21 protein-coding genes are annotated in these 22,807 nt (G+C 71.2%); 10 read left to right on the top strand and 11 right to left on the bottom strand.

The window, feature by feature from the left end; all coding sequences use genetic code 11:
* Window positions 1-17: 17 nt before the first annotated feature.
* A complete protein-coding gene (locus ACWDEW_RS03790) occupies window positions 18-398 on the bottom strand; it encodes a chorismate mutase (protein ID WP_450509496.1) in 381 nt (126 codons plus the stop codon).
* 299 nt (window positions 399-697) lie between these two features.
* Here ACWDEW_RS03790 and guaA point away from each other — a divergent pair, with 299 nt between their 5' ends.
* A complete protein-coding gene (gene guaA, locus ACWDEW_RS03785) occupies window positions 698-2,269 on the top strand; it encodes a glutamine-hydrolyzing GMP synthase (RefSeq protein ID WP_450509254.1) in 1,572 nt (523 codons plus the stop codon).
* A 41-nt stretch (window positions 2,270-2,310) separates the two neighbouring features.
* Here the strand turns inward: guaA and ACWDEW_RS03780 are convergent, their stop codons facing one another.
* Window positions 2,311-2,784: a pyridoxamine 5'-phosphate oxidase family protein gene (locus ACWDEW_RS03780; protein WP_450509252.1), complete on the bottom strand. Its 474-nt coding sequence runs from the start codon at window positions 2,782-2,784 to the stop codon at window positions 2,311-2,313.
* Between the two features lie 119 nt (window positions 2,785-2,903).
* Here ACWDEW_RS03780 and ACWDEW_RS03775 point away from each other — a divergent pair, with 119 nt between their 5' ends.
* A complete protein-coding gene (locus ACWDEW_RS03775; protein WP_019066785.1) occupies window positions 2,904-3,698 on the top strand; it encodes a class II aldolase/adducin family protein in 795 nt (264 codons plus the stop codon).
* Window positions 3,699-3,714: 16 nt separating this feature from the next.
* On the opposite strand, the gene ACWDEW_RS03770 is transcribed toward ACWDEW_RS03775, so the two are convergent.
* Complete coding sequence (locus tag ACWDEW_RS03770) at window positions 3,715-4,608, bottom strand: DUF4429 domain-containing protein (protein WP_450509250.1); 894 nt, start codon at window positions 4,606-4,608, stop codon at window positions 3,715-3,717.
* Between the two features lie 218 nt (window positions 4,609-4,826).
* Here ACWDEW_RS03770 and ACWDEW_RS03765 point away from each other — a divergent pair, with 218 nt between their 5' ends.
* Together ACWDEW_RS03765 and ACWDEW_RS03760 are read left to right on the top strand one after the other, a co-directional pair.
* Window positions 4,827-6,107, top strand: a complete 1,281-nt coding sequence (locus ACWDEW_RS03765; RefSeq protein WP_431252497.1) for a hypothetical protein — start codon at window positions 4,827-4,829, stop codon at window positions 6,105-6,107.
* Window positions 6,108-6,306: 199 nt separating this feature from the next.
* Window positions 6,307-6,837: a DoxX family protein gene (locus ACWDEW_RS03760; RefSeq protein ID WP_450509248.1), complete on the top strand. Its 531-nt coding sequence runs from the start codon at window positions 6,307-6,309 to the stop codon at window positions 6,835-6,837.
* Between the two features lie 7 nt (window positions 6,838-6,844).
* On the opposite strand, the gene ACWDEW_RS03755 is transcribed toward ACWDEW_RS03760, so the two are convergent.
* Together ACWDEW_RS03755 and ACWDEW_RS03750 are read right to left on the bottom strand one after the other, a co-directional pair.
* Window positions 6,845-7,087 (bottom strand): hypothetical protein, encoded by a 243-nt coding sequence (locus ACWDEW_RS03755; RefSeq protein ID WP_450509246.1) that lies wholly within the window; start codon window positions 7,085-7,087, stop codon window positions 6,845-6,847.
* On the bottom strand, window positions 7,074-8,495 hold the full coding sequence (locus tag ACWDEW_RS03750; RefSeq protein ID WP_450509244.1) for a PspC domain-containing protein: 1,422 nt from the start codon (window positions 8,493-8,495) through the stop codon (window positions 7,074-7,076). Before ACWDEW_RS03750 ends, ACWDEW_RS03755 begins: the two co-directional genes overlap by 14 nt.
* A gap of 185 nt (window positions 8,496-8,680) precedes the next feature.
* Between ACWDEW_RS03750 and ACWDEW_RS03745 the strand changes: the two genes are divergently transcribed.
* Together ACWDEW_RS03745 and ACWDEW_RS03740 are read left to right on the top strand one after the other, a co-directional pair.
* Window positions 8,681-10,009, top strand: coding sequence for an ATP-binding protein (locus tag ACWDEW_RS03745; RefSeq protein ID WP_450509242.1), 1,329 nt, complete (start codon window positions 8,681-8,683; stop codon window positions 10,007-10,009).
* Entirely contained in the window at window positions 10,006-10,725 is a 720-nt protein-coding gene (locus ACWDEW_RS03740; RefSeq protein ID WP_450509240.1) for a LuxR C-terminal-related transcriptional regulator, read from the top strand. The genes ACWDEW_RS03745 and ACWDEW_RS03740 overlap by 4 nt, the downstream gene beginning before the upstream one ends.
* A 40-nt stretch (window positions 10,726-10,765) precedes the next feature.
* Here ACWDEW_RS03740 and ACWDEW_RS03735 read toward each other — a convergent pair whose 3' ends face one another.
* Complete coding sequence (locus ACWDEW_RS03735; RefSeq protein ID WP_450509239.1) at window positions 10,766-11,842, bottom strand: NlpC/P60 family protein; 1,077 nt, start codon at window positions 11,840-11,842, stop codon at window positions 10,766-10,768.
* Between the two features lie 415 nt (window positions 11,843-12,257).
* Here ACWDEW_RS03735 and ACWDEW_RS03730 point away from each other — a divergent pair, with 415 nt between their 5' ends.
* Window positions 12,258-12,611, top strand: a complete 354-nt coding sequence (locus ACWDEW_RS03730; protein WP_200714165.1) for a hypothetical protein — start codon at window positions 12,258-12,260, stop codon at window positions 12,609-12,611.
* Here the strand turns inward: ACWDEW_RS03730 and ACWDEW_RS03725 are convergent.
* Complete coding sequence (locus tag ACWDEW_RS03725) at window positions 12,589-13,578, bottom strand: tellurite resistance/C4-dicarboxylate transporter family protein (RefSeq protein ID WP_450509236.1); 990 nt, start codon at window positions 13,576-13,578, stop codon at window positions 12,589-12,591. The two genes, ACWDEW_RS03730 and ACWDEW_RS03725, sit on opposite strands and share 23 nt — an antisense overlap.
* Window positions 13,579-13,703: 125 nt before the next feature.
* Window positions 13,704-14,531, bottom strand: a complete 828-nt coding sequence (locus ACWDEW_RS03720) for a C40 family peptidase (protein ID WP_450509234.1) — start codon at window positions 14,529-14,531, stop codon at window positions 13,704-13,706.
* Window positions 14,532-14,763: 232 nt separating this feature from the next.
* Here ACWDEW_RS03720 and pcrA point away from each other — a divergent pair, with 232 nt between their 5' ends.
* Window positions 14,764-17,265 carry a DNA helicase PcrA gene (pcrA, locus tag ACWDEW_RS03715; RefSeq protein ID WP_450509232.1) on the top strand — a complete coding sequence of 834 codons (2,502 nt, stop codon included), beginning with the start codon at window positions 14,764-14,766 and terminating at the stop codon, window positions 17,263-17,265.
* A 12-nt stretch (window positions 17,266-17,277) separates the two neighbouring features.
* On the opposite strand, the gene ACWDEW_RS03710 is transcribed toward pcrA, so the two are convergent.
* The gene (locus ACWDEW_RS03710) at window positions 17,278-18,819 is read right to left on the bottom strand and encodes a M23 family metallopeptidase (RefSeq protein WP_450509494.1); all 1,542 of its coding nucleotides are present in this window, start codon (window positions 18,817-18,819) and stop codon (window positions 17,278-17,280) included.
* Window positions 18,820-19,146: 327 nt separating this feature from the next.
* Here ACWDEW_RS03710 and ACWDEW_RS03705 point away from each other — a divergent pair, with 327 nt between their 5' ends.
* Entirely contained in the window at window positions 19,147-19,338 is a 192-nt protein-coding gene (locus ACWDEW_RS03705; RefSeq protein ID WP_450509230.1) for a hypothetical protein, read from the top strand.
* A 30-nt stretch (window positions 19,339-19,368) separates the two neighbouring features.
* Here the strand turns inward: ACWDEW_RS03705 and ACWDEW_RS03700 are convergent, their stop codons facing one another.
* Window positions 19,369-20,235: an esterase/lipase family protein gene (locus ACWDEW_RS03700; RefSeq protein ID WP_450509228.1), complete on the bottom strand. Its 867-nt coding sequence runs from the start codon at window positions 20,233-20,235 to the stop codon at window positions 19,369-19,371.
* Window positions 20,236-20,710: 475 nt separating this feature from the next.
* On the opposite strand from ACWDEW_RS03700, the gene ACWDEW_RS03695 reads away from it, so the two are divergent.
* Window positions 20,711-21,127 carry a cobalamin B12-binding domain-containing protein gene (locus ACWDEW_RS03695; RefSeq protein WP_019066802.1) on the top strand — a complete coding sequence of 139 codons (417 nt, stop codon included), beginning with the start codon at window positions 20,711-20,713 and terminating at the stop codon, window positions 21,125-21,127.
* Window positions 21,128-21,188: 61 nt separating this feature from the next.
* Here the strand turns inward: ACWDEW_RS03695 and ACWDEW_RS03690 are convergent, their stop codons facing one another.
* Entirely contained in the window at window positions 21,189-22,790 is a 1,602-nt protein-coding gene (locus tag ACWDEW_RS03690; RefSeq protein ID WP_450509226.1) for a DUF5691 domain-containing protein, read from the bottom strand.
* Window positions 22,791-22,807 lie beyond the last annotated feature (17 nt).

Raw genomic sequence — 22,807 nt, 5'->3', positions numbered from 1 at the left:
TGAGACGGGGCTCGAACTCAGATCCGCCCCCGCGACAGTTCGAGCAGCGTCATCGCGAGCGCGGTGCCGGGCCTGCCGAGCGCGTCCCTGTAGCGGCCGAGGATCTCGTTCTCCCGCGACAGGTGCACCCGTCGGCCGCCGGAGGCGATCCGCGTCTCCTGCACGACGGCGGACACGGCGACCCGTTCCTGGATCAGCCCGATGATCCGGTCGTCGAGAGCGTCGATCCGCTCACGGGCGTCGGCGATGGTCTGCTCGGGGGTGGAGGTGGTCATGAGGGGGCTCCTGGTGGCTTGGAACGCCTGGACCGACGGACCGGGAAACGACAGGCGCCCCGGGCCTTGTCGGCCCGGGGCGCCTGGAAAGTCGCTTGTCAGTAACTCAAGCAGCTCGACCATGGCAGCCGGCGGGCCGGTTGCCATAGGTAAAGAGGAAGGTCGGGTGCGTGAGCATGGGGCGAGTATGCCACAGCACTTCTGCGGCGGCCTGAGTCGGGCGGTGGCTTCTGCGGCGCCCGTCCAGTCGACCGACTCGGGCGGTGGCTTCTACGGCGCCCATCCAGCCCACCGAGTCGGGCAGTGGGTGGGCATAGGTCCCGGGGGTCCGGGGGCGGAGCCCCGGGAGACGGCGAGGTGTCCCACGCGACCCCCGTTAGAATCGGTACCCAAGACCCCCGCCCCACCGCCGGAAGGCCCCCGTGTCAGCAGCGACCCCCGCCCCCGACACCGTCCTGGTCGTCGACTTCGGCGCGCAGTACGCCCAGCTCATCGCCCGCCGCGTCCGCGAGGCCCGGGTCTACAGCGAGATCGTGCCGAGCACCATGCCGGTCGCCGAGATGCTCGCCAAGAACCCGGCGGCGATCATCCTCTCCGGCGGCCCCTCGTCCGTGTACGCGGAGGGCGCCCCCCGCCTGGACCGCGAACTGTTCGAGGCCGGCGTCCCGATCTTCGGCATGTGCTACGGCTTCCAGTTGATGGCGACGACCCTCGGCGGCACCGTCGACAACACGGGCGCCCGCGAGTACGGCCGTACGCCCCTGCACGTCTCCCGGTCGTCCTCCACCCTCTTCGAGGGCACCCCGGACGAGCAGTCCGTGTGGATGTCCCACGGCGACGCCTGCTCCGCCGCCCCCGAGGGCTTCACGGTCACCGCGTCCACGGACGTCGTCCCGGTCGCGGCCTTCGAGAACGACGAGAAGAAGCTGTACGGCGTCCAGTACCACCCCGAGGTCATGCACTCCACGCACGGCCAGCAGGTCCTGGAGCACTTCCTGTACCGCGGCGCGGGCCTCACCCCGTCCTGGACCACCGGCAACGTGATCGACGAGCAGGTCGCGGCGATCCGCGAGCAGGTCGGCGACAAGCGCGCCATCTGCGGTCTGTCCGGCGGCGTCGACTCCGCCGTGGCCGCCGCCCTGGTCGCGCGTGCCATCGGCGACCAGCTGACCTGCGTCTACGTCGACCACGGTCTGATGCGCAAGGGCGAGACCGAGCAGGTCGAGAAGGACTTCGTGGCCGCGACCGGCGTCAAGCTCGTCGTCGTGGACGCGGAGGAGCGCTTCCTCACCGCGCTCAAGGGGGTCTCCGACCCCGAGCAGAAGCGGAAGATCATCGGCCGCGAGTTCATCCGCGTCTTCGAGCAGGCGCAGGCCGAGATCATCGCGGACGAGGGGCCCGAGGTCGCCTTCCTGGTGCAGGGCACGCTGTACCCGGACGTCGTCGAGTCGGGCGGCGGCACCGGCACGGCCAACATCAAGTCCCACCACAACGTCGGCGGCCTGCCGGAAGACCTCGAATTCAAGCTCGTCGAACCGCTGCGCAAGCTGTTCAAGGACGAGGTCCGGATGGTCGGCCAGGAGCTGGGCCTGCCGGACGAGATCGTCCAGCGCCAGCCCTTCCCGGGCCCCGGCCTCGGCATCCGCATCGTCGGCGAGGTCACCAAGGAGCGCCTCGACCTGCTCCGCGACGCCGACGCCATCGCCCGCGAGGAACTGACCGCGGCCGGCCTCGACCGCGACATCTGGCAGTGCCCGGTGGTCCTGCTCGCCGACGTCCGCAGCGTCGGCGTCCAGGGCGACGGCCGCACCTACGGACACCCCATCGTCCTGCGCCCGGTCTCCTCCGAGGACGCGATGACGGCCGACTGGTCCCGCCTCCCGTACGACGTCCTCGCGAAGATCTCCACCCGCATCACCAACGAGGTCGCCGACGTCAACCGGGTCGTCCTCGACATCACCTCGAAGCCCCCGGGGACCATCGAGTGGGAGTGAGCCCTCCGGGGCCCGTCAGGGCCCTTCTGGCTCCTTGAGGCTCAGGTCCGCTTGAGGGTCCGCACCGGCCCTCCGGGCTTCCAGACCTGCACGACGAGATACGTCTCGTCCTCGACGTAGGTCCGCACGACCTCGGTCAACTCGGTGCGGAAGAGGTGGAACGGCTCCGGCGGTTCCACCTCTTTCCTGTACGCCCCCTTCACCCCGGCATCCGTCACCTCCACCGCCCGCCCGCTCACCCGTACGTCCCCGCCGTGCGTGTCCGTGCCCGGGCCCGGGTTCGCCTGGAGCGCGAAGCGCGCATCGCGCCGCAGATCCAGCGCCTTGAGCGAGTCGGGCATCATTCCCAGCCACAACTCGCCGTCCAGGAACCGCGCTTCGAGCCCGGTCGTCCGCGGCGACCCGTCCTTGCGCAGGGTCGCGAGAACGTGATGAGTGAAGGCACCGAACCGCTCCTCGACGGTCGCGGCGAGCTCCGGTTCGGCGGCGGTGAAGGTGGCCCAGTTCGCTGTCATACGACGAGTGTTCCGCCGATAACCGACAACCTCTGTCCTCTTTACCGACCCGCACTGCCCTTTTCGACCGACCGGCGGTAACTTCTCGCCCTTACGACAAACCCAGTGCTGGAGGACCGATGCACGGGCCGACGCCGCCCTCCCCCCTGCCCACCGACCGGCTGCGGTTCGCCATGCCGCCGATGCACGAGTCGGTCGAGGACGAACGCCGGCACCGCAAGGAACGGCTCGCGGGCGCCCTGCGCCTGTTCGGCCGGCTCGGCTTCGAGGACGGGGTCTCGGGGCACATCACCGCCCGCGACCCCGAGTTCACCGACTGCTTCTGGGTCAACCCCTTCGGGATGCCCTTCCGGCACGTCACCGTCAGCGACCTGGTGCTCGCCAACTCCGAGGGCCAGGTCCTCCAGGGCGGCCACCATGTGAACCAGGCCGCCTTCACCGTGCACTCCCAGGTCCACGCCGCCCGTCCGGACGTCGTCGCCGTCGCGCACTGCCACTCCGTGCACGGCCGCGCCCTGTCCGCCCTCGGCGACTTCCTGGACCCGATCAGCCAGGAGAGCTGCGCCTTCTACGAGGACCACGCGCTCTACGACGCCTACAGCGGTGTCTCCGTCGACGCCGAGGAAGGCAAGCGGATCGCCGCCGGACTCGGCTCCCGCAAGGCGCTCGTGCTGCGCAACCACGGCCTGCTGACCGTCGGCGACTCGGTGGACGCGGCGGCCTGGTGGTTCCTGTCCATGGAACGCTCCTGCCAGGTCCAGCTCCTCGCCAAGGCGGCCGGCAGACCCCTCCTCATCGACCACAAACTCGCCGTCGCCACCCGTGAACAGACCGGCGGCGACCTCGTCGCGTGGATCAACTACCAGCCCCTGTGGCAGGACATCAGCCGCAGCGAACCGGACCTCCTCAGCTGAGGCCCCCCTTTCCGGTCTATCTGAAACCCCGCAGCACCGCCGCCTTGGTCATCGTGAACTCCTCGTCCGTGAGCACCCCCTCCCGGTGCAGCTCGCCCAACTCCCGCAGCCTGCGCAGGAGTACGTCGTGATGGTCGGCCGGAGGCGGGACGCTGGCCGCCCGCGGGGGCCGGTCCGTGAACTCGCCGTTCTCCCGCTCACGGGCCGACGGATGCGGCAGCCGGGCGGTCACCGCCGTCGCCACCAGCGCGGTGAGCAGATCACGGCGGGTGCTGCCCCACAGGTCCAGGGCGTACGGGTCCTTCTCCGGCGGCAGCTTGGAGAACACCGTCTCCCGGGTCACGAACCGCATGAACCCGTCCTCGTAACCGGAGTTGGGCAACCACTCCACCTGCACCAGATCCCCCACGGCGACTATCCGCGGCCCGGTCGCCCGCTTGACCCGCTCGGAGGTGTCCGCCCAGTCGATCCGCACCTGCGCGCCGTCGAAGGACACCGTGCCGTCGGAGGACCGGACCGAGACCGGGACCGGCGGGCCCGGCAGCAGATAGGCCTTGGTGGGTTCCTTGGGGATCTGGTCCAGGAGCAGCGCGTGCCGGATCTCCTCCGCCACGTACTCGGCGACCCCGGAGCGGTCGATGTCCACGATCAGCCGGTAGGGATCCGCCGCGTCCGGCAGCCGCCCACCGGTCGCCTGCAACAGCGGATCGGCACCCTCGCGCAGCCTCAGCCGCAGCCGGCCACGCTTGCGCTCGGGTTCGTAGACGACGCCCGCGACGGCTTCGAGGGGCACCGCGATCTCGCCGTACGTCTGCCGGAACAGTGGCACGGAGCGGTGAAGTCCCGGTGTGATCCTGACCGTTGTGCCGTCGAAGGCCCAGGTCCCGTCGCGCTGGATGATCTCGGCCATACGGAAATTCTCGCAGCCGGGTCAACACGGCGGTCGTCACTTCACCCGCGCTGACCAGACCTGCCGGACGCGGGCCGTGTCCCGTAGGGCACAATCCGCTGTTGTCGTGCGGGAGTTGCAAGGCGGTGGCCAAAGGCTTCGGAGCCGGTCGCCGAACGTCAGGGCCCGGTTTCCAGGGCCGAGGACCATGAGGGTCGTGGGGAAGGCAGGCGTCGGGCGTGGCGGTGCAGGAGGCGAGACAGGGCGGCGAGCACATCGGTGCCCACGGAGGTGGCTGCACCTGCGGGGACTGCCCGCACGGAGCACGCGAGGGGCATCGGCGCGCGGTCGCCGCGTTCCTCGTCAAGCGGGACGGCTTCGCGGCCGGCGAGGGGCTGCCGGCGGCGGTGGCGCACTCGGCGTCCGCCTCCCGGCAGTGGGTCTCGGACGAACTGACCCAGTCCGCCGACGCCGTCGCCGAACGCGGCCGGGCCGAGGGCGGTGCCTGGCTGGCGCGCCTGTGGCACCGCACGGCCTTCGCCGTGTGGGGCGGCTTCGTCGTCCTGCTCCTGGTGCAGGCGCTCACCGCGATCGGCGCGGGCTGGACGGCGGCCCGCACGGCCGGACTGCTGGCCGCGCTCGTGGTCGCCGGTGCGCTGAGTGCCGCCTCCTGGTTCCACCGGGCGCGCGGAGGGGCGCTGGCCCCGGTCATCGGTGAGGACAACCGGCTGTCGACCTCCCGCGCGGTGGCCGTGTCCTGGGTGCTGTTCGTGGCGTACGCGGTGCTGGTCCTGGCCGGCCGCCTCGCCGCCGCCTCCGACCACGCCGAGCGTGACGCCCTCATCTCCGGCCTCGAACTCGCCCGCGGCGCCGGTGTGGTGACCGTCCTCGCCGTGGTCTGCGCGATCGCCGTACTCGTGCGCCGGGTCGTCGGCCTGCGGGTCCTCGGCCAGCGCCTCCAGAAGATCCCCGCCGACCGCCCGCGCGCGGCCGACCTCCTCACCGACGACGCCGGCCGCGGCACCTTCGCCGACATCCAGTACGTCGCGATCAGCGCCGTCGCCCTCGTCTTCGCGGCCGTGAGGCTCGCCCGTCGCCCCGACCAACTGCCGGACCTGCCCTGGGGCTTGGCGGTCGTGGTGCTGATCTCCGCCGCGACATACCTGGCCGGCAAGTACGCGGAGGGCGGCCGCCCGGTCATCCTCTCGGTGGTGCGTTCCCGCGAGGCGGGCGACCTCGACGCCCCGATCCGCACCGGCGACGACATCGAGATCCGCGGCGCGGGCTTCGTCCCCCCGGGCGCCCAGACCGCGGACCGCCTCTCCCGCATGGTCGTCCGCATCGGCCCGGTCAACGTCCACGTCCCCCTGGTCCCCGTCACCGGCGGCTTCTCCAACCCGACGGACACCCTCCTCACCGTCCCGGTCCCCGTGGACGTCGAGCCCGGACGCGTGGAAGTACAGGTCGTGACCGCGGCGGGCGTGGAGACGAACGCCTGCGTCGTCGACGTGACGGACTGAGACGGCCGATGGCCGAGGACGTCTGTGCAGGCGTGCGACAGATCCTCGCCCACATCTGAATATCCATAGAACGCGGCCGACCACCGCCCGAACTCGGCAGAAGTCCGAAAAACTGTCCGAAGCATGGTTGAGCGAGTCCCCCTTTTCGTACGTATGGTCTGTTGAGGGGTCAACGGCGGGCGAGAGGCGGCTAAGGGCGATGACTCACGGCACTCGAATGGATACGCAAACCCCGTACCTCGACGGCGACCGGAGCTGGCGGCACACCGCCACCCGGTACGCCCTGCTCCCACTGCGCGTCTTCCTGGGCGTCACCTTCATCTACGCGGGCCTGGACAAACTCACCAGCAGCGAATTCATGAAGGCCTCCGGCGCCGGGTCGATCGGCGAGACGATGCGCGGGGTGCGTGACTCCTCCGCCATCCCCGCCCTGGTGGACCTCGCCCTGAAGAGCCCCGTCGGCTTCGGCTACGCCATGGCCTTCGGTGAACTCGCCGTCGGCATCGGCACGTTGATCGGTCTGCTGGCCCGCATCGCCGCGCTCGGCGGTGCGCTGATCTCCCTCAGCCTGTGGCTGACCATCAGCTGGCAGTCGGACCCGTACTACTACGGCAACGACCTCGCCTACCTGATGGCCTGGCTGCCCCTCGTCCTCGCGGGCGCCTCCGTGTTCTCCCTGGACGCGGCGCTACGAGCGAGGCGAAGGCAACGGGCGGGCGGCTACCGGTAGCCGGCCCTCAGCCGGATATCTCAGGACCGGGGTCGGCCGTGCTCGTACGGCCGGCCCTTCGTCGTCTGCGGATCGCCCCGTTGATGCCCGCCACCACACCGGCGAGCACCAGGCCGGCCACGACCAGGGGGATCGCCGCGAACCACTCGGTCACCCACAGCCCGCCCGCGTCCCCGGCGTAGGCCACGCCCGCGGCGACGAGGAAGAGACCGATGACCAGCTTCCCCGGCTGGAACTCATGACGCAGCACGGCTGACCTCCGCCTGTCCGACGTCGACCCGGAGGTCCAGGTCCAGCGTGCCGGTGCTCTTGACGCCCGTCGCCGGGCTCAGAGTGACCTGCTGGTGCTTGCCCGGTTCCACGTCCACGTCCTTCTTGTCGTCACCGGGCAACTGGATGTCCCCGACGCCCACGTCCACACTCAGTTTCACCGTCACGTCCGACGGCACGATCACCTTCAACTGCCCGATGCCGACTTCGGCGTGCGTCGTCACCGTCTGCCCCTTGGCCAGCCGCAGCCGGGTCAGATCGAGGGTGCCCACGCCGTTCCCCAGGTCGTACTTCGGCTGTACCTGGGCCACCGCCGCGGGCTGCCAGGTGAGGCGTTCCCAGTGGGTGGTGAGGTCCTTGGGCAGGGCAGCCGAGGCGGCCAGCAGACCGGCCGTGACGATCGCGAGGAAGACCGAGCCCGCCCCCGTGCGCCCCAGGAAGGAGCTGACCGCTATCCCCAGGCCGAGGACGACGAGCGCGCAGGCCAGTCCCATCTGCAGGCTGGTGCCGAGCGCCTGGTCGTCCCATCGCGCGCCGGTGCCGAGGGCACCGGCGAACAGGGCGAGCAGGAAGACCCAGCCGCCGATCCAGCGCGGGCCGCGCGGCTTCGGGGCGGGCGGGCGCGGGGGCCGCAGATCCTGGGGCCAGTGCGGGTACGAGGGGCCGAGGCTGATGTGCACCGCGTCCGTGATGTCGCGGGTGCGGGAGTCGCCGGGGCCCCAGAGATAGCCGGTGCCACCGACATGCGTTCCGTCCTTGACGATCGGGTCGCGCCACCAGGAGGGGTAGGCGGCGGGCACCGGCGGTGCCTGGGCCTCCGGCGGGGCGTCGGCGACGGCCTGCGCGGCCAGCGGGTCGGGGTCGGGGGCGCCGCGCTGCTGCGACCAGTACCCCGCGCCCGCCAGCAGGAGGGAGAGGACGACGGCGAAGGTGAGCACGCTGGCGTTGCTCAGCATCGACAGGAACACACCGCAGCCGACCAGCGCGAACAGCACGGCCGCCAGGGCCTGGCCGTCGACGCGGCCGGTGAAGAGCTTGCGGACCTCGTTCTCCTCCTCGTCGTCGTAGGGGACGAAGAGCCAGGCGAAGCCGTAGAAGATGAGGCCGATGCCGCCCGTCGCCGAGAGCACCGCGAGCGTGATCCGGAAGATCACCGGGTCCATGTCGCACTGCCGCCCGAGCCCCGCGCACACACCCGCGAGCACCTTGGTCCGCCGGTCCCGCCTGAACCGGTGCGGAGGCGCGGCCGTGAGGGTGTCGCCAGGCGCGGCGCCCGGCGAGGACGCGGCACCCGCGGCGGGCACGGCGTCCTGCGGCCCGCCGCCCGCTGCCGGGCCGGGGCCGGAGCCGGGTCCCGGACCCGTCGCGGCGTGCTCGTGATCTGTCATGCGTCCATGCTGCCCGCCGCGAGGCGCCGATGGCAGTCGGGACGACCCTGGCCGAACCCTGAAATCCGCCCTGACAGGGGCCGGGGGAGTGTTCGACCCCGACCCCGACACCGGCTCCGACACCGCGAAAGGCCCCTGAGACACGGCGTTTCCGAAGATCAGGGGAGTCTCCGGGGCCGACCCTGATGCCCCGGGCGGCGGGGCGTGTGAACATCGGTGGCATGCCGGAAGCCGCAGCATTGCCAGTCGAGGACCCGCGGCCGCCGCGCAAGCTCTACCGCAGCAGCGACGGACGCTGGCTCGGCGGAGTGGCGCGGGGGCTCGCCGGGCATCTCGGCCTGCCGGTGATCTGGGTGCGGCTGGTGTTCGTGGGCCTGTTCCTCGCGGACGGACTCGGCGCGCTGCTGTACGCCTCGTTCTGGTTCTTCGTGCCGCTGGGCGTCGGCGGCGTCGCCGGTCAGCGGCCCCCGTCCCTCGTCTCCACCGAGACCTCGCCGGACGGCCGCCGCAGACTCGTCGCCCGCAAGCCGGACAAGGGCCAGATCGTCGCCCTGCTCCTCATGGTCGTCGTGGCGCTGGTCTTCGTCGGCAATGTGAATCTGGGCGACGGCGCCAAGGCCTATCTCTTCCCGGCCGTCCTCGTCGGCGCGGGCGTCGCCCTCGTCTGGCGCCAGGCGGACAACGCCCGCCGCGCCCGCTGGGCCGAGGTCGGCGGCCGGCGCCGTACGCTCAGCCTGCTGCGCGCGGGCGGCGGCGTCCTGCTGGTCACCGCCGGTGCCACCGCGATCTTCGTACTCCAGGGCTCCGCCGCCCATCTCGGTTCGGTGCTCCAGGCCGCCCTCGCGGTACTCGTCGGCATCACCCTGCTCGCCGGCCCGTATCTCGTGCGGATGACCCAGGACCTCTCCGAGGAGCGCCTGATGCGCATCCGCGCCCAGGAGCGGGCCGAGGTCGCCGCCCATGTCCACGACTCCGTGCTGCACACCCTGACCCTGATCCAGCGCAACGCGGAGAGTCCGAACGAGGTGCGCCGCCTGGCCCGAGCCCAGGAGCGCGATCTGCGCGCCTGGCTCTACAAACCGGAGGGCACCGGCAAGGACGAGGCCGACGAACCCGACACCCTCGCCGAGGCGGTGCGGCGCAGCGCGGCCGAGGTCGAGGACAAGCACGGCGTCCCCATCGAGGTCGTCGTCGTCGGGGACTGCCCGCTCGACGAGAGAATCGGTGCCCAGATGCAGGCCGCGCGCGAGGCGATGGTGAACGCGGCCAAGTACGGTGGCGAGGGCGGCGCCGTGCAGGTCTACGCCGAGGTGGAGGGGAAGAAGGTCTTCGTGTCCGTCCGCGACCGCGGACCGGGCTTCGACCTCGACTCGATACCCGCCGACCGCATGGGCGTCAGAGAATCGATCATCGGCCGTATGGAGCGACACGGCGGTACGGCACGGCTGCGCGCAGTGCCGGACGGCGGTACCGAGGTCGAGTTGGAGATGGAGAGGGCGGAGAAGACGTCATGAGCGACGCGACCGAGACGAACGAGCCTCACGAGCCGGCCGGCGGGAGCGCGGGCGGGCGTCACGTGCGCGTGGTCCTCGTCGACGACCACCGCATGTTCCGTACGGGGGTCCAGGCCGAGATCGGCCGCACCGAGGAGACCGGCGTCGAGGTGGTCGGCGAGGCCGCCGACGTCGACCAGGCGGTCACGGTCATCACCGCGACCCGCCCCGAGGTGGTTCTCCTCGACGTCCATCTGCCGGGCGGCGGCGGGGTCGAAGTCCTGCGCCGCTGCGCCCCGTTGATGAGCGACGCCGAGCAGCCCGTCCGCTTCCTCGCGCTGTCCGTGTCGGACGCGGCGGAGGACGTGATCGGGGTGATCCGCGGCGGTGCGCGCGGCTACGTCACCAAGACGATCACCGGTACGGACCTCGTCAACTCCGTCTTCCGGGTCCAGGAGGGGGACGCGGTCTTCTCCCCACGGCTGGCCGGCTTCGTCCTCGACGCCTTCGCGTCGACCGACGCCCCGCCGGTCGACGAGGACCTCGACCGCCTCACCCAGCGCGAGCGCGAGGTCCTGCGCCTGATCGCCCGCGGCTACGCCTACAAGGAGATCGCCAAGCAGCTGTTCATCTCGGTGAAGACGGTCGAGTCCCATGTCTCGGCGGTGCTGCGCAAGCTCCAGCTGTCGAACCGGCACGAGCTGACCCGCTGGGCCACGGCACGCCGACTGGTGTGACCCGCAGGGGAGTTCACCGAGGGGATCGCCGGGCGGGGCGTCACACCACCCGCGTCGCCCCCGCGAACGGCATCTGGTCGATCGGTGCCAGCCGCACCGGAGCCGACGGGTTCGGGGCGTGGATCATCTGGCCGTCGCCGACGTAGATGCCGACGTGGCTGATGCCCGAGTAGAAGAACACCAGGTCGCCGGGGCGCAGTTCGTCCCGGGAGACCCGCTGCCCGGCGTTGATCTGGGCGTAGGTCGTGCGGGGCAGGGAGACTCCGGCGGAGTTGTAGGCGGCCTGGACGAGGCCCGAGCAGTCGAAGGCGTTGGGGCCGGTCGCGCCCCAGACGTAGGGGCTGCCGAGCTTCTGGTAGGCGTAGGAAACGGCTGCCGCCGCACGGGAGTCGGGGGCGTCGGCCGTGGCCGCGGAGGAGTCGGGCGCGTGCAGCCCGTCCCGTGGGGTGGTCGCCGACCGCGACGCGCGCCCCGAGGTGCCGGCGGTCTGCTCGACCTGCGCCCGCTGCTGCGCGGGCAGCGCGGACAGCAGCCGCCGTGCCTGGGCCAGCTTGCCGTTGATCGTCTTCTTCTGCCTGCCGAGTTCCGCCTGCCGCGACTTCAGCGAGGTCAGCTCGATGTGCGCGGCGCCGCGCAACTGCTCGATCTCCCGCAGCTGTTGCCGTACGAGAGCGACGGTCGCCGTCTGCCGGTGGCCCACGCGGTCGGCGAACTCGGCGCCGTCCAGATACTGTTCCGGGTCGTTCGAGAGCATGAGCTGCACCGCGGGGTCGATGCCGCCGCTGCGGTACTGGGCCGCCGCGACGTAACCCAGGTCGTCCCGCGCGGAGTTGAGCTTCTCCGTCCTGCGGGCCGCCTCGTCCCGCAGGGTGTTGAGCTGCTTCTCGGCAGCGTCCGCCTTCTCCTTCGCGCCGTCGTACTTCTCGGTGGCGACCTCCGCCTCCTGGTACAGCTGGTCCACCTTGGCCTTGACCTGTGTCGGTGTCAGCTGCGGCTCGGCGTGCGAGGTCCCGTCGAAGCCGGTCGCCGTCGCCGCGCCCGCGAGGGCGATCGTGGCGGCGGTGCGGGCCGTATGGCCGCTGAGCGAGCGCTGTCGGGGCTTGCGGTGCGCTGCCACGTGGACTGCACGTCCTTTCCGTACGACCGCCGGGGGAGCGGGCGGTTTGCGCGTCCGGCGGCGGCCCGCACAGGGGGAGTGGGCCGCCGCCGGACCTTCTCGGCGGTGGTGTCCGACGGCCGCCCCTGGTCCGGGCGGCGGTGGGGAGCCGGTCACCTGGTGGAGGACGCTAAACCTGAAGATGACGGCCCGGTAACGCATGTACGGAAATGATGTGAGGTGATCCTTTTTTAACGTCAAGTGACTGTGATTCCGGTCCGGGGCCACCGCCTTCACGCGGCGCGCTGACCGATGCGGCGGTTCCCGCGCGGCGGTGGGCGACACGGTGCTATGGACCGCATATATGCAAGGTCATGCGGGCGAGAGGGTGGCCCGGTGTCGGTCGGCCCCGAGCCCCTGCATAGGCTCCCGAACCATGGACGTACTCATCCATCTCTTCGTCGGCCTGCACATCATCGGCATCGCCGCGCTGCTCGGCGGTTTCCTCACCCAGATGAAGGCGATGGGCCAGGGCACGGCGCGCTTCGTCCCCGGCATGCTGCACGGCGCGCTGACCATGCTGGTCACCGGCGCGATCCTGGTCGGCCTCAACCAGGCCGACGACCAGCATGTCAACAACATCAAGATCGGCATCAAGCTCGCGCTGCTGGTCGTGATCCTGGGACTCGTCTACGTGAAGCGGGACGAGGAGACCGTCGACAGGAACCAGTTCGCGCTGGTCGGCGGCCTCACCATGGTCAACATCTTCATCGCGGTCCTGTGGACGTGACCCCGGACGTGGCGGCGAGGTAGAACCGGAACGTCCCGGCGGCCACCAGCAGCCAGGCCGCCACCGCGATCCACAGCACCACCTGCCCCGGCGTCCTGAGCCCCGACACGTCCAGGGCGGTGCCCACGGACAGCATGGTCGCCGCCGTCATCCCCAGCGGGAACACCGTCGACCAGCGGCGCAGGTCGAAACGCGGCCGGGGCCAGACGATCTCGGCGGCGAGCAGAACCACGCACCAGGCCAGGTCGAGCACCAGCAGCGCCACGGTCACTGCCCGCAGGACACCCTGGTCGTCGGAGTTCCACAGATACAGGCGGGCGCTGTCGGCGGCGATCAGCTTCGACCCGGTCAGCGCCGAGACGGCCAGCGCACCGCCGACGATCCAGTGGTCACCGGCCCCGATGATCACCTGCCGCCACTCGAAACGGGCCAGCGCGAACCCGTAGAGGACCAGCCCGCACCAGAACAGCACCAGGGCCGTGTGTGCGAGCCAGGCCACCGACTCGGCCGCGGCGATCGTGGCCCCCAGTACGGCCAGCGACTGCGCGGCCACACAGCCGAGGAACACCGTCCCGGGCATCCGTCCCCGCCAGTTCCCGAGGACCCGCACCAGCAGCCCCGGCGTCAGCACCGCCGCCGACGCGAGCAGTGCCTCCGCCACGGTCTGCCGGCCGGCCATCGAGAACCGCGTCCCGAGTACGGCGGTCGCGGCGACGGCGGTCAGCGCACCGGGCGTCCCCGCCTCCGCGAGCCACCTCCGCCGGTCCCGCAGCAGCCGTACGGCGAAGTCCGCGGCCAGTCCCAGCCAGAAGGCGCAGGCGAGCACGAAGGCGATACGGGACAGCACCTCGTATCCGGTGAGATGCAGGCCGACCGAGACGATGCCGGTCGCCATGACGACGGCCCCGGCCGCCGGCGGACGCTGCGCCCACCAGGCGCGGAAGCGGGAGGTACCGGTACCGGACATGGTTGCGATGCTAGGGAGCCGCCCCGGTGCCGACAGGGGGCCACGCGCGCGTGGACCTCAAAAACACCTGCACGCGTGCGTGGCCGTCAAGAACAGCCGCACGCGCGCGTGCCCACGGATTCCGCTCAGGCCGGCCGCACCACGCTGTGGATGATCGAGGTGCCCCCGTAGTGGATCGATTCCTCGCGGACGCAGGTGCCGGGCTTCGGGGCGTGGATCATCATGCCGTCGCCCACGTAGACGCCGACGTGGCTGCTGTCGTCGTGGAAGAAGACCAGGTCGCCGGGTTGCGCGTCGGCGAGGGGGACCGTCGTGCCGGCGTTCGCCTGGGCGGTGGTCGCGCGCGGGAGGGTGACTCCGGCGGCCTTCCAGGCGGCCTGGGTCAGGCCCGAGCAGTCGTACGAGCCGGGGCCCGCGGCGCCCACGACGTACGGTTTGCCGACCTGGGCGCGGGCGAAGGCGACGGCCTGCCGCGCGAGTGCCGCCGCTGCCTCTTGGCGCTGCTGCCGCGCGGCCGACTGCGACAACAGGGCGCGTGCGATGGAGAGCTTCTTCTGGACGGTGGCCTTGGCCGTCCTCGGGTCGCTCCGCGTCCCGTCGGGAGCCCGGAGGCTCATGGCCGCCCGCTGACGTATCCCCGTCGTCGTGGACCGCTCCGTGAGGTGCGCGGCGACCGCGTCCTTCCGGCGGGCGGTCAGCCGGCTCATCAACTGGGCCTGGTCGTAGTGGTCGTGCGGGGTGGCGGTGAAGGAACTCGGCTTCTTCCGCGCAGAGTTGATCTTCCACGCGCGCCTTGCTCCGTCGTCCCTGTCGGCCGCCGAATCCGCCCGCCGGTAGAGGTCGTCGACCTTCTTCTCGACCTCTCCGAGGCGCGGACCGCCGTCGTCGGCGGGGGTCCAGATGCCTGCGATGCGCGAGCCCGCGGAACGCGGCTTGCGGTGCGACGACGCCAAGGAGGCGACTCCTTCCGAGGTCGGTGGGGCCGTGGAGCTTGAACGAACGCTAACCAAATTGTGTGGCTTGTGTGAAGGTCGATGGCTGATATGCCCCATACGTTTGCGTGACTTGGGTCATGCGTGCGTCTGGCCGTCGCTGACCGTTGTCGACCGGTTCTGGACCGTGAATTTTCCCGAGTTCTCGGGGCGGCGGCCGGTTGTCAGTGGGGCGCCCTAAACTCGGAGGGCGATGAGCAGCCTCTTTGACGACAGCTTCCTGGCGGATCTCAAGGCCCCTCGGGCCCACGATGAAGAGCCCCCGCCGCCGCCCGAGGACGAGCACGGACCGGAGCCGGTTCCGGACGACCTGTTCGGCGGGAAGTTCGACGTGCCCGCGAGCAGGGACGCCTACTACCGGGACGGCGCCCCGCGCCCGGCGGTCGACCCGGCAGCCCTCCTGGACGGCCTGAACGAGAACCAGCGCGCGGCCGTCGTCCACTCCGGCACCCCGCTGCTCATCGTGGCCGGCGCGGGCTCCGGCAAGACCCGCGTGCTCACCCACCGCATCGCCCACCTCCTCGGCGAGCGCCATGTGCACCCGGGCCAGATCCTCGCGATCACCTTCACCAACAAGGCCGCGGGCGAGATGAAGGAGCGCGTCGAACAGCTCGTCGGCCCGCGCGCCAACGCGATGTGGGTGATGACCTTCCACAGCGCCTGCGTGCGCATCCTGCGCCGCGAGTCCAAGAAGCTCGGCTTCACGTCCTCGTTCTCGATCTACGACGCCGCCGACTCCAAGCGCCTGATGGCCCTGGTCTGCCGCGACCTGGACCTCGACCCGAAGCGCTACCCGCCCAAGTCGTTCAGCGCCCAGATCTCCAACCTGAAGAACGAACTGGTCGACGAGGAGGACTTCGCCGCCCGCGCGGCCGACGGTTTCGAGAAGACCCTCGCCCAGGCCTACGCCATGTACCAGTCACGGCTGCGCGAGGCCAACGCCCTCGACTTCGACGACCTGATCATGACGACGGTCAATCTGCTGCGCGCCTTCCCGGACGTCGCCGAGCACTACCGCCGCCGCTTCCGGCACGTCATGGTCGACGAGTACCAGGACACCAACCACGCGCAGTACGCGCTCGTACGGGAGCTCGTCGGCACCGGCGCGCACGACGAGGACGTACCGCCGAGTGAACACGACCTGCCGCCCGCCGAGTTGTGCGTCGTGGGCGACGCCGACCAGTCGATCTACGCCTTCCGGGGCGCGACGATCCGCAACATCCTCCAGTTCGAGGAGGACTACCCGAACGCGACGACGATCCTCCTGGAGCAGAACTACCGCTCCACCCAGACGATCCTCTCCGCCGCCAACGCGGTCATCGAGCGCAACGAGTCCCGCCGCCCCAAGAACCTGTGGACCAACGCGGGCGCGGGCGCGCAGATCACCGGCTATGTCGCCGACACCGAGCACGACGAGGCGCAGTTCGTCGCCGATGAGATAGACCGTCTCACCGACGCGGGCGAGGCCAAGGCCGGGGACGTCGCCGTCTTCTACCGGACGAACGCCCAGTCCCGTGTCTTCGAGGAGATCTTCATCCGCGTCGGCCTGCCCTACAAGGTCGTCGGCGGCGTCCGCTTCTACGAGCGCAAGGAGGTCCGGGACGTCCTGGCCTACCTCCGCGTCCTGGCCAACCCGGAGGACACGGTCCCGCTGCGCCGCATCCTCAACGTCCCCAAGCGCGGCATCGGCGAGCGCGCCGAGGCGATGATCGACGCCCTCTCGCAGCGCGAGAAGATCAGCTTTCCGCAGGCGCTGAAGCGCGTCGACGAGGCCTACGGCATGGCCGCGCGGTCGACGAACGCGGTCAAGAAGTTCAACACGCTGATGGAGGACCTCCGTACGATCGTCGAGTCCGGCGCGGGCCCGGCGACGGTCCTGGAGGCGATCCTCGAACGCACCGGCTATCTCGCCGAGTTGCAGGCCTCCACCGACCCGCAGGACGAGACCCGCATCGAGAACCTCCAGGAACTCGCCGCGGTGGCGCTGGAGTTCGAGCAGGAGAACAGCGAGGGCGACGGCGAGAGCGAGACGCCCGTCGGGCTCGCCGCCTTCCTGGAGCGGGTCGCGCTGGTCGCCGACTCGGACCAGATCCCCGACGAGGACGAGGACGGCTCCGGAGTCATCACGTTGATGACTCTCCACACCGCCAAGGGACTTGAGTTCCCGGTCGTCTTCCTCACCGGCATGGAGGACGGCGTCTTCCCGCACATGCGCGCCCTCGGCCAGACCAAGGAACTGGAGGAGGAGCGGCGCCTCGCGTACGTGGGCATCACCCGCGCGCGGGAACGCCTGTACCTCACCCGCTCGTCACTGCGCAGCGCCTGGGGACAGCCGTCGTACAACCCGCCCTCCCGCTTCCTGGAGGAGATCCCGGCGGCACACGTGGAGTGGAAGAGGACCGGTGCCATGGCGGCCCCGCCGTCCACGGGCCCTGCCTCGGGCATCGCGGCGTCGCTGTCCTCGACCCGTTCGCGTTCGTCGGCGTCGGGTGCGTCCGGCTTCGCCACGCGCAGGGCCTCGGAGAAGCCGGTCGTGTCCCTGGCCGTCGGTGACCGGGTCACCCACGACCAGTTCGGCCTCGGCACGGTCGTCGGCGTGAAGGGCACGGGAGCGAACGCGGAGGCGACGGTCGACTTCGGAGAGGCCAAGCCGAAGCGCCTGCTGCTGCGGTACGCGCCGGTGGAAAAGCTGTAGGGGGAGCGGGAGTTACGTCGGGTCGAGCCCGTGGCTGCGAAGCCACGGGAGCGGGTCGATCGCCGCGCCGCCCGCCGGGCGCACCTCGAAGTGCAGGTGAGGGCCGGTCGAGTTGCCCGAGTTCCCGGAGTACGCGATCGGGTCGCCGGCCTTCACCGTCGTACCAGGGGCGACACGGTAGCTGGAGAGGTGGCAGTACCAGGTCTGCGTGCCGTCCTTCTCGGTCAGGATCAGCATGTTGCCGTAGGCGCTGTTCCACTTGGTGCTGACGACGCCGTCGGTCGCGGCCATCACCGTCGTGCCGTACGAGACGGGGAAGTCGATGCCCGTGTGCACGGACATCCAGTTGACGCCGGCCTGGCCGAAGTAGGCGCTGAGGCCCTTCTGCGTCACCGGCAGCACGTACTTGGGGCGCAGCCGCTCCTTGCGGGCCGCCTCCGCCGCCGCCTTCTTCTTCTCGGCCTCCTGCTGGGCCTTGAGGTCGATACGTTCCTGCGTACGGCTGGCCCGGTCGGCGAAGTCGTCGGCACCGGCCGAGAGGCTCTTGATCTGCGCGTCCATCTTGTTGTTCGCGACGGACGGCTTCACCGAGGTCGCGTCGGAGGCGGACGCCGTCGAGTCGCTGCCGCCGGTCAGTGTGCCGACGGACGCGGCGGCGATCCCCGCGACCCCCATCACACACGCGGACGGCACGGCGATCGTCATCAGCGCGGACCGCTTCGGAGGTGTACGGCGCCGCGAACGGCTCCCGCTGCGGCCCGCGGCCCGCGAGGCGGTCGCCGGGGCCGGGGTGAACTCCTCCTGGTCCTCAAGGAGTTCGAGGTGCGGCTCGGATCCGTCCCGGTCCTGCCTGGCCCCGTCGAGGGCGGGCAGCTCGCCGGTCGCGGTCAATTCGCCGCCGTCCGGGGCGGGTTCGTCGTACGAGTCCCCGTGCGCCCCGTCGTACGTGCCTTCGTGAGTGCCCTCGTGCGTCCCGTCGTACGACGGCTGCTCGAAGGCGGTGGTCGCGTCGGCGGGGCTGCCGTCTGCGTTCCACTGGGTGGCGTCGTAGGCGCCCGTGTCGAAGGCCTGCGTGCCCCATACCCATTGCTGGGTCTGGTCGGCGGGGGTGGCGGAAGGGGCCGACCGGTCGGGCTGGAGCCAGGCGGCGGCATCCCACTGGCCGCTGATGTCGGGGCCGGTCGTCTGCGGCGGGATGGCGGACAGCTGCTGGTACTCGGCCGACCAGGCGGTGGTCTCGTAGGCGCCCGTGTCGTAGGCGGCGTGGTGCTGGGCCGCGTACGCGTCGTAGTTCAGGGTGTGTTGACCGCCCGTGGACCAGGCCGAGGAGTCGTAGGCGCCGGTGGCGTGCGAGCCGGTGTCGTGGCTCTGCATGTCGCCGAAGAGCGGGTCGGCCGCGAAGCTCGCGGTGGCCTGGTGGCTGTCCGCGCCGGGGTGAAAACCCGTGGCGGAGTGGTCGCCGTACGTGGTGAAGTCACCGTACTGAGCGTCCTGTCCGCCGTACGACGCGTACTGCGCCGAGGTGGCATCGGAAGCCGGAGCCGGGGTGGTCATGATCCCCGACGGGTGACTGTCGTTCACCAACTTCTCTTTCGCCTCGACAACAGGGGCTGCCAGAGCAGTGCGGCGACTGTACCCGGCGGTATACGGGCCCGACAATCTTCCTCTGGTTTCGCGTCCGCCGGAAACGGGCATTCGGCCGTGTTTCGGGGGACGGCGGGCACGGGTTTGGCCTTGCGTTCGAATAGCGTTCGAGGCTGGCGACTGTTCGGGCGCTGTAGACGCCCTGGGCGGACGCTTCGAAGAACATGGAAATGCTTCCCGTGCCGGACGCCGGGCGCGTTGACTGCGGTCGACGGCATTCGATGTGGGGAGAGCGTCATGAGGGTGTGGAAACGCGCGGGGATCGCTGTCGTGCTGGCCGCCGCGACGGTCGGCCTCGTGGGTCCGGCGGCATCGGCCGCCCCCGCGCCGTGGGAGACCAGCCGCGCGCACCGGCCCGCGCCGACGCAGGGCCCGGCGGCGGAGGCGGGCACCGTCAGTGTTCGGTGCGGGCCCCCTTGCTACCAGTAGGAGTCGCGCGCCCCTGAAGCGCGGCGCCGGTCAGGCCACCGTCAGGCCGCCCCGGTGAGTGGCGGCAGGCGCCTCCGGTCGTGGCGTGTCGAGGGCCTGGCAGATGCCCGACGCGACGGCCGGGTGCACCGGCAGTGCGAGATGACCGATGCCGCTGACCTGCACGTTCTGTGCGATGAGGTCGGGATGGTCGATGCGGGCGGTCTCCAGTGGCTCCATCAGGTGGTCGAGGTCGCTCCAGAAGCTGACGAAATGCGTACGGCAGCCGGGGGCGGGCAGGCCCAGTTCCTCGATCACCGCCGAGCCGGGCCGCATCTGGCGGACGATCGGATGGGCGTTGGCCAGCGGGACAACGGCGGTGCCGGAGTGTGGGGTCCCGAGCGTCACGAGCGTGCGGACCCGCAGGTCACCGCCGAGCCGCTGGACGTAGTAGCGGGCGATCAGCCCGCCGAGACTGTGCCCGACGATGTCCACCTGTTCGCTGCCCGTGCGCTCGCAGATCTCCTCGATGTGCCGGCCGAGCAGCTCGGCCGCGGTACGGATGTCACAGGTCAGCGGCGAGTAGTTGAGGGATTCGACCGGCCGGCGGCCGTGCTGGGCCAGGGACCGGCGCAGCAGCACGAACACCGAGCGGTTGTCGATGAACCCGTGCAGCAGGACCACCGGGGGTTTCGCCTCGGTAGGCAGCGGTGCCGCGTCCTCCGGGGAGGGGGCCGGAGGAAGCGGCAGCCTGCGTTCCTGGGTGATGCCCGACGGATAGAGGAGAAGGTGGCCCGCGAGGATCGCGATCTCCAGGGCCGTCGCTTTCAGGAGGGTCATGGAGAGCCCCGCCAGCCTGCTGGGCAGAAGACGCTGACAGAGGGGGAGAAAGGGCTGCACCGCCCTGGTGACCTTCATGGCCGACCTCCTGTCGGCACACGGAACGACAGCTCCGTCCCCCGTGTGCCCTCGTGGGAGGCCACCGCGAGGACCACCGACGTGCGCGAGAGGTACGCGCGGGGTGGGTGTGGCGTACGGCGTACGTGACGCCGTCGACCTTTCGAGGAGCCCTGTCGGTCTGGCGACGAGGCTTCCCGCTGTCGTGCCGTACCTGCCCTGCGTGCCCTTCGTGCCTGCGCCGATGCGCCGTACCACCGCGGCGCGCGGCCTGCGGCGCGGTGGTACGGCGACCTCGTTGCGGCTCCCGTTGCGCTTGTTCCCGCTGGAACGCTGCGCGGTGAACGTGTCCCATCGTGTGATTTCCCCCTCGGTATCCACCGCGAAACTGCCGGTTGCGGGATGCTGGAGATAACGTTCGTTCACTCCCCGTGCCGGAGCGGGTGCCGCGGTACCCGTCGGTAGGGATGAACGCAGTCGCTTCATGGAGGCAGTGATGGGTGTGGCAGCCGGTCCGATCCGCGTGGTGGTGGCCAAGCCGGGGCTCGACGGCCACGACCGCGGGGCCAAGGTGATCGCGCGGGCGCTGCGCGACGCCGGTATGGAGGTCATCTACACCGGCCTTCACCAGACCCCCGAGCAGATCGTCGACACCGCGATCCAGGAGGACGCCGACGCGATCGGCCTCTCCATCCTCTCCGGTGCCCACAACACGCTCTTCGCCGCCGTGATCGACCTGCTGAAGCAGCGCGAGGCGGAGGACATCCTCGTCTTCGGCGGCGGGATCATCCCTGAGGCGGACATCGCCCCTCTCAAGGAGAAGGGCGTCGCGGAGATCTTCACCCCCGGGGCGACCACGCAGTCCATCGTCGACTGGGTGCGGGAGAACGTGCGGCAACCGGCGGGGGCGTAGGGGCCTGCGGCGAGCGGGGGTTCGCTTCCCGGGGCCGGTCACTTCTCGGCCCCCGCAGCTTCTACGGCCCCTCCAGCTCCCGTGCCATCGCCGCCCGCAACCGCAACGTCGTCACCAGCCGCTGGAACGCCTCCGCCCAATAACCCCCCGCCCCCGGCGCCGCGTCCTCCGACTCGTCCGGCACCGCCAGCAGCCCGTCGAGCCGGCTCGCCTCGGCCGGATCGAGACACCGTTCGGCCAGTCCCATCACCCCACTGAAACTCCATGGGTAACTCCCCGCGTCCCGCGCGATGTTGAGGGCGTCCACCACAGCCCGCCCCAGCGGCGCGGCCCACGGCACCGCGCACACTCCGAGCAGTTGGAACGCCTCGGACAGCCCCTGCGCCGCGATGAACCCGGCCACCCACTCGGCCCGTTCGCCCCCGCCCAGTGTGCTGAGCAGCTTCGCCCGCTCGGCCAGCGACACCGCCCCCGGCCCGCCCGCCTCGGGCGCCGACGGCGACCCGAGCAGAGCCCGGGACCATTCGGCGTTCCGCTGCCGCACCGCCGCCCGGCACCACGCGGCGTGCAGCTCGCCCCGCCAGTCGTCCGCCACCGCGAGCGCCACGATCTCCCGGGGCGTACGGCCGCCCAGCCGCCGCTCCCAGGTCCCGAGAGGTGTCGCCTCCACCAACTGGCCCAGCCACCACGAGCGTTCACCGCGCCCCGCCGGAGCCTTGGCGACCACACCGTCCCGCTCCATGCCCGGGTCGCACTCGTGCGGCGCCTCCACGACCAGCCCGGGATCCCCACTCGTACGGTCCACCGCCACACAGGCCGCGGCCCGGACCGCCATCCGCGCGGCGAGCGCCGAGTCCGGGAGCGCCGAGAGCAACTCCGCCGCCGTGGCCCGTACATTGCGGCTCCGGTCGGCCAACGCCTGCTCCAGGAAGGGCTCGTCCCCGGCCGAGAGCCCCGTCCGCAGCGAGTCGAGGAACATCAGCCGGTCCTCCGCCCGCTCCGTCGCCCAGGTGGTGACGAGCAATTCCCGTGCGACCGCGGGCCGTTGAGCGCGTATCGCCGCCAGCAGGGCGACCCGCTCGGCGAACAGCCCCTCCTGCCACAGCAGTTGGACCTGGCCCGCGTCGTCGAGGTCGGGCAGTGCCGTGCCGCCGCCCGGGGTGGCGCGCAGGGCGAACCGCCAGTCCGGGTTCAGCCGGGCCAGCCACAACGCGCGCGGGCCCGCGAACTCCAGCGCCGCCGGCCGCAGATCCGTACGCCCCCGCGCCGCGTCCAGCAGCGCGGGGAGCACCTGGACGGGTGCGCCGAAACCGCGCGCGTTGGCCGCCGCGAGCCACTGGGGCAGCAACTCCATGAGATCGGGCGAGGTGCCCCGGCGTCCCCCGCCGCCCGCACCGGGACGGTCGGTCAGCAGCATCACCAGTCTGCGGGCCGCCGCCACGGGCAGCGGACGCGTGTCGGGAACGGCCGGCTCCGGCCGTTCGGCCGCCCGCGCCGGACGGAGCCCCGCCCGCCGCCGTACGGTCTCCACGGCCGCCGCGTCCAGCAACGCGACGGGCGCGTCCTGACCGGGCGCGCACCACGGAGGCGTACGGCGGTCCGTGCCGAGGAGTGCCGTGGTGACCAGGTCCTCCCAGTCGCCGGCGGCGGAGGTGCTGTTCATGCGGTGCCTTTCCGTGG

It is taken from the genome of Streptomyces sp. NPDC001100, assembly GCF_053598575.1.
This window is presented reverse-complemented; position numbering and strand designations above follow the sequence as displayed.

What these genes read in the sequence shown, in the direction of transcription:
- ACWDEW_RS03790 (WP_450509496.1), bottom strand. Translation starts at nt 398, where the DNA reads ATGGTCGAGCTGCTTGAGTTACTGACAAGCGACTTTCCAGGCGCCCCG.
- ACWDEW_RS03780 (WP_450509252.1), bottom strand. Translation starts at nt 2,784, where the DNA reads ATGACAGCGAACTGGGCCACCTTCACCGCCGCCGAACCGGAGCTCGCC.
- ACWDEW_RS03775 (WP_019066785.1), top strand. Translation starts at nt 2,904, where the DNA reads ATGCACGGGCCGACGCCGCCCTCCCCCCTGCCCACCGACCGGCTGCGG.
- ACWDEW_RS03770 (WP_450509250.1), bottom strand. Translation starts at nt 4,608, where the DNA reads ATGGCCGAGATCATCCAGCGCGACGGGACCTGGGCCTTCGACGGCACA.
- ACWDEW_RS03760 (WP_450509248.1), top strand. Translation starts at nt 6,307, where the DNA reads ATGACTCACGGCACTCGAATGGATACGCAAACCCCGTACCTCGACGGC.
- ACWDEW_RS03750 (WP_450509244.1), bottom strand. Translation starts at nt 8,495, where the DNA reads ATGACAGATCACGAGCACGCCGCGACGGGTCCGGGACCCGGCTCCGGC.
- ACWDEW_RS03745 (WP_450509242.1), top strand. Translation starts at nt 8,681, where the DNA reads ATGCCCCGGGCGGCGGGGCGTGTGAACATCGGTGGCATGCCGGAAGCC.
- ACWDEW_RS03740 (WP_450509240.1), top strand. Translation starts at nt 10,006, where the DNA reads ATGAGCGACGCGACCGAGACGAACGAGCCTCACGAGCCGGCCGGCGGG.
- ACWDEW_RS03730 (WP_200714165.1), top strand. Translation starts at nt 12,258, where the DNA reads ATGGACGTACTCATCCATCTCTTCGTCGGCCTGCACATCATCGGCATC.
- ACWDEW_RS03725 (WP_450509236.1), bottom strand. Translation starts at nt 13,578, where the DNA reads ATGTCCGGTACCGGTACCTCCCGCTTCCGCGCCTGGTGGGCGCAGCGT.
- pcrA (WP_450509232.1), top strand. Translation starts at nt 14,764, where the DNA reads ATGAGCAGCCTCTTTGACGACAGCTTCCTGGCGGATCTCAAGGCCCCT.
- ACWDEW_RS03710 (WP_450509494.1), bottom strand. Translation starts at nt 18,819, where the DNA reads ATGACCACCCCGGCTCCGGCTTCCGATGCCACCTCGGCGCAGTACGCG.
- ACWDEW_RS03705 (WP_450509230.1), top strand. Translation starts at nt 19,147, where the DNA reads ATGAGGGTGTGGAAACGCGCGGGGATCGCTGTCGTGCTGGCCGCCGCG.
- ACWDEW_RS03700 (WP_450509228.1), bottom strand. Translation starts at nt 20,235, where the DNA reads ATGAAGGTCACCAGGGCGGTGCAGCCCTTTCTCCCCCTCTGTCAGCGT.
- ACWDEW_RS03695 (WP_019066802.1), top strand. Translation starts at nt 20,711, where the DNA reads ATGGGTGTGGCAGCCGGTCCGATCCGCGTGGTGGTGGCCAAGCCGGGG.
- ACWDEW_RS03690 (WP_450509226.1), bottom strand. Translation starts at nt 22,790, where the DNA reads ATGAACAGCACCTCCGCCGCCGGCGACTGGGAGGACCTGGTCACCACG.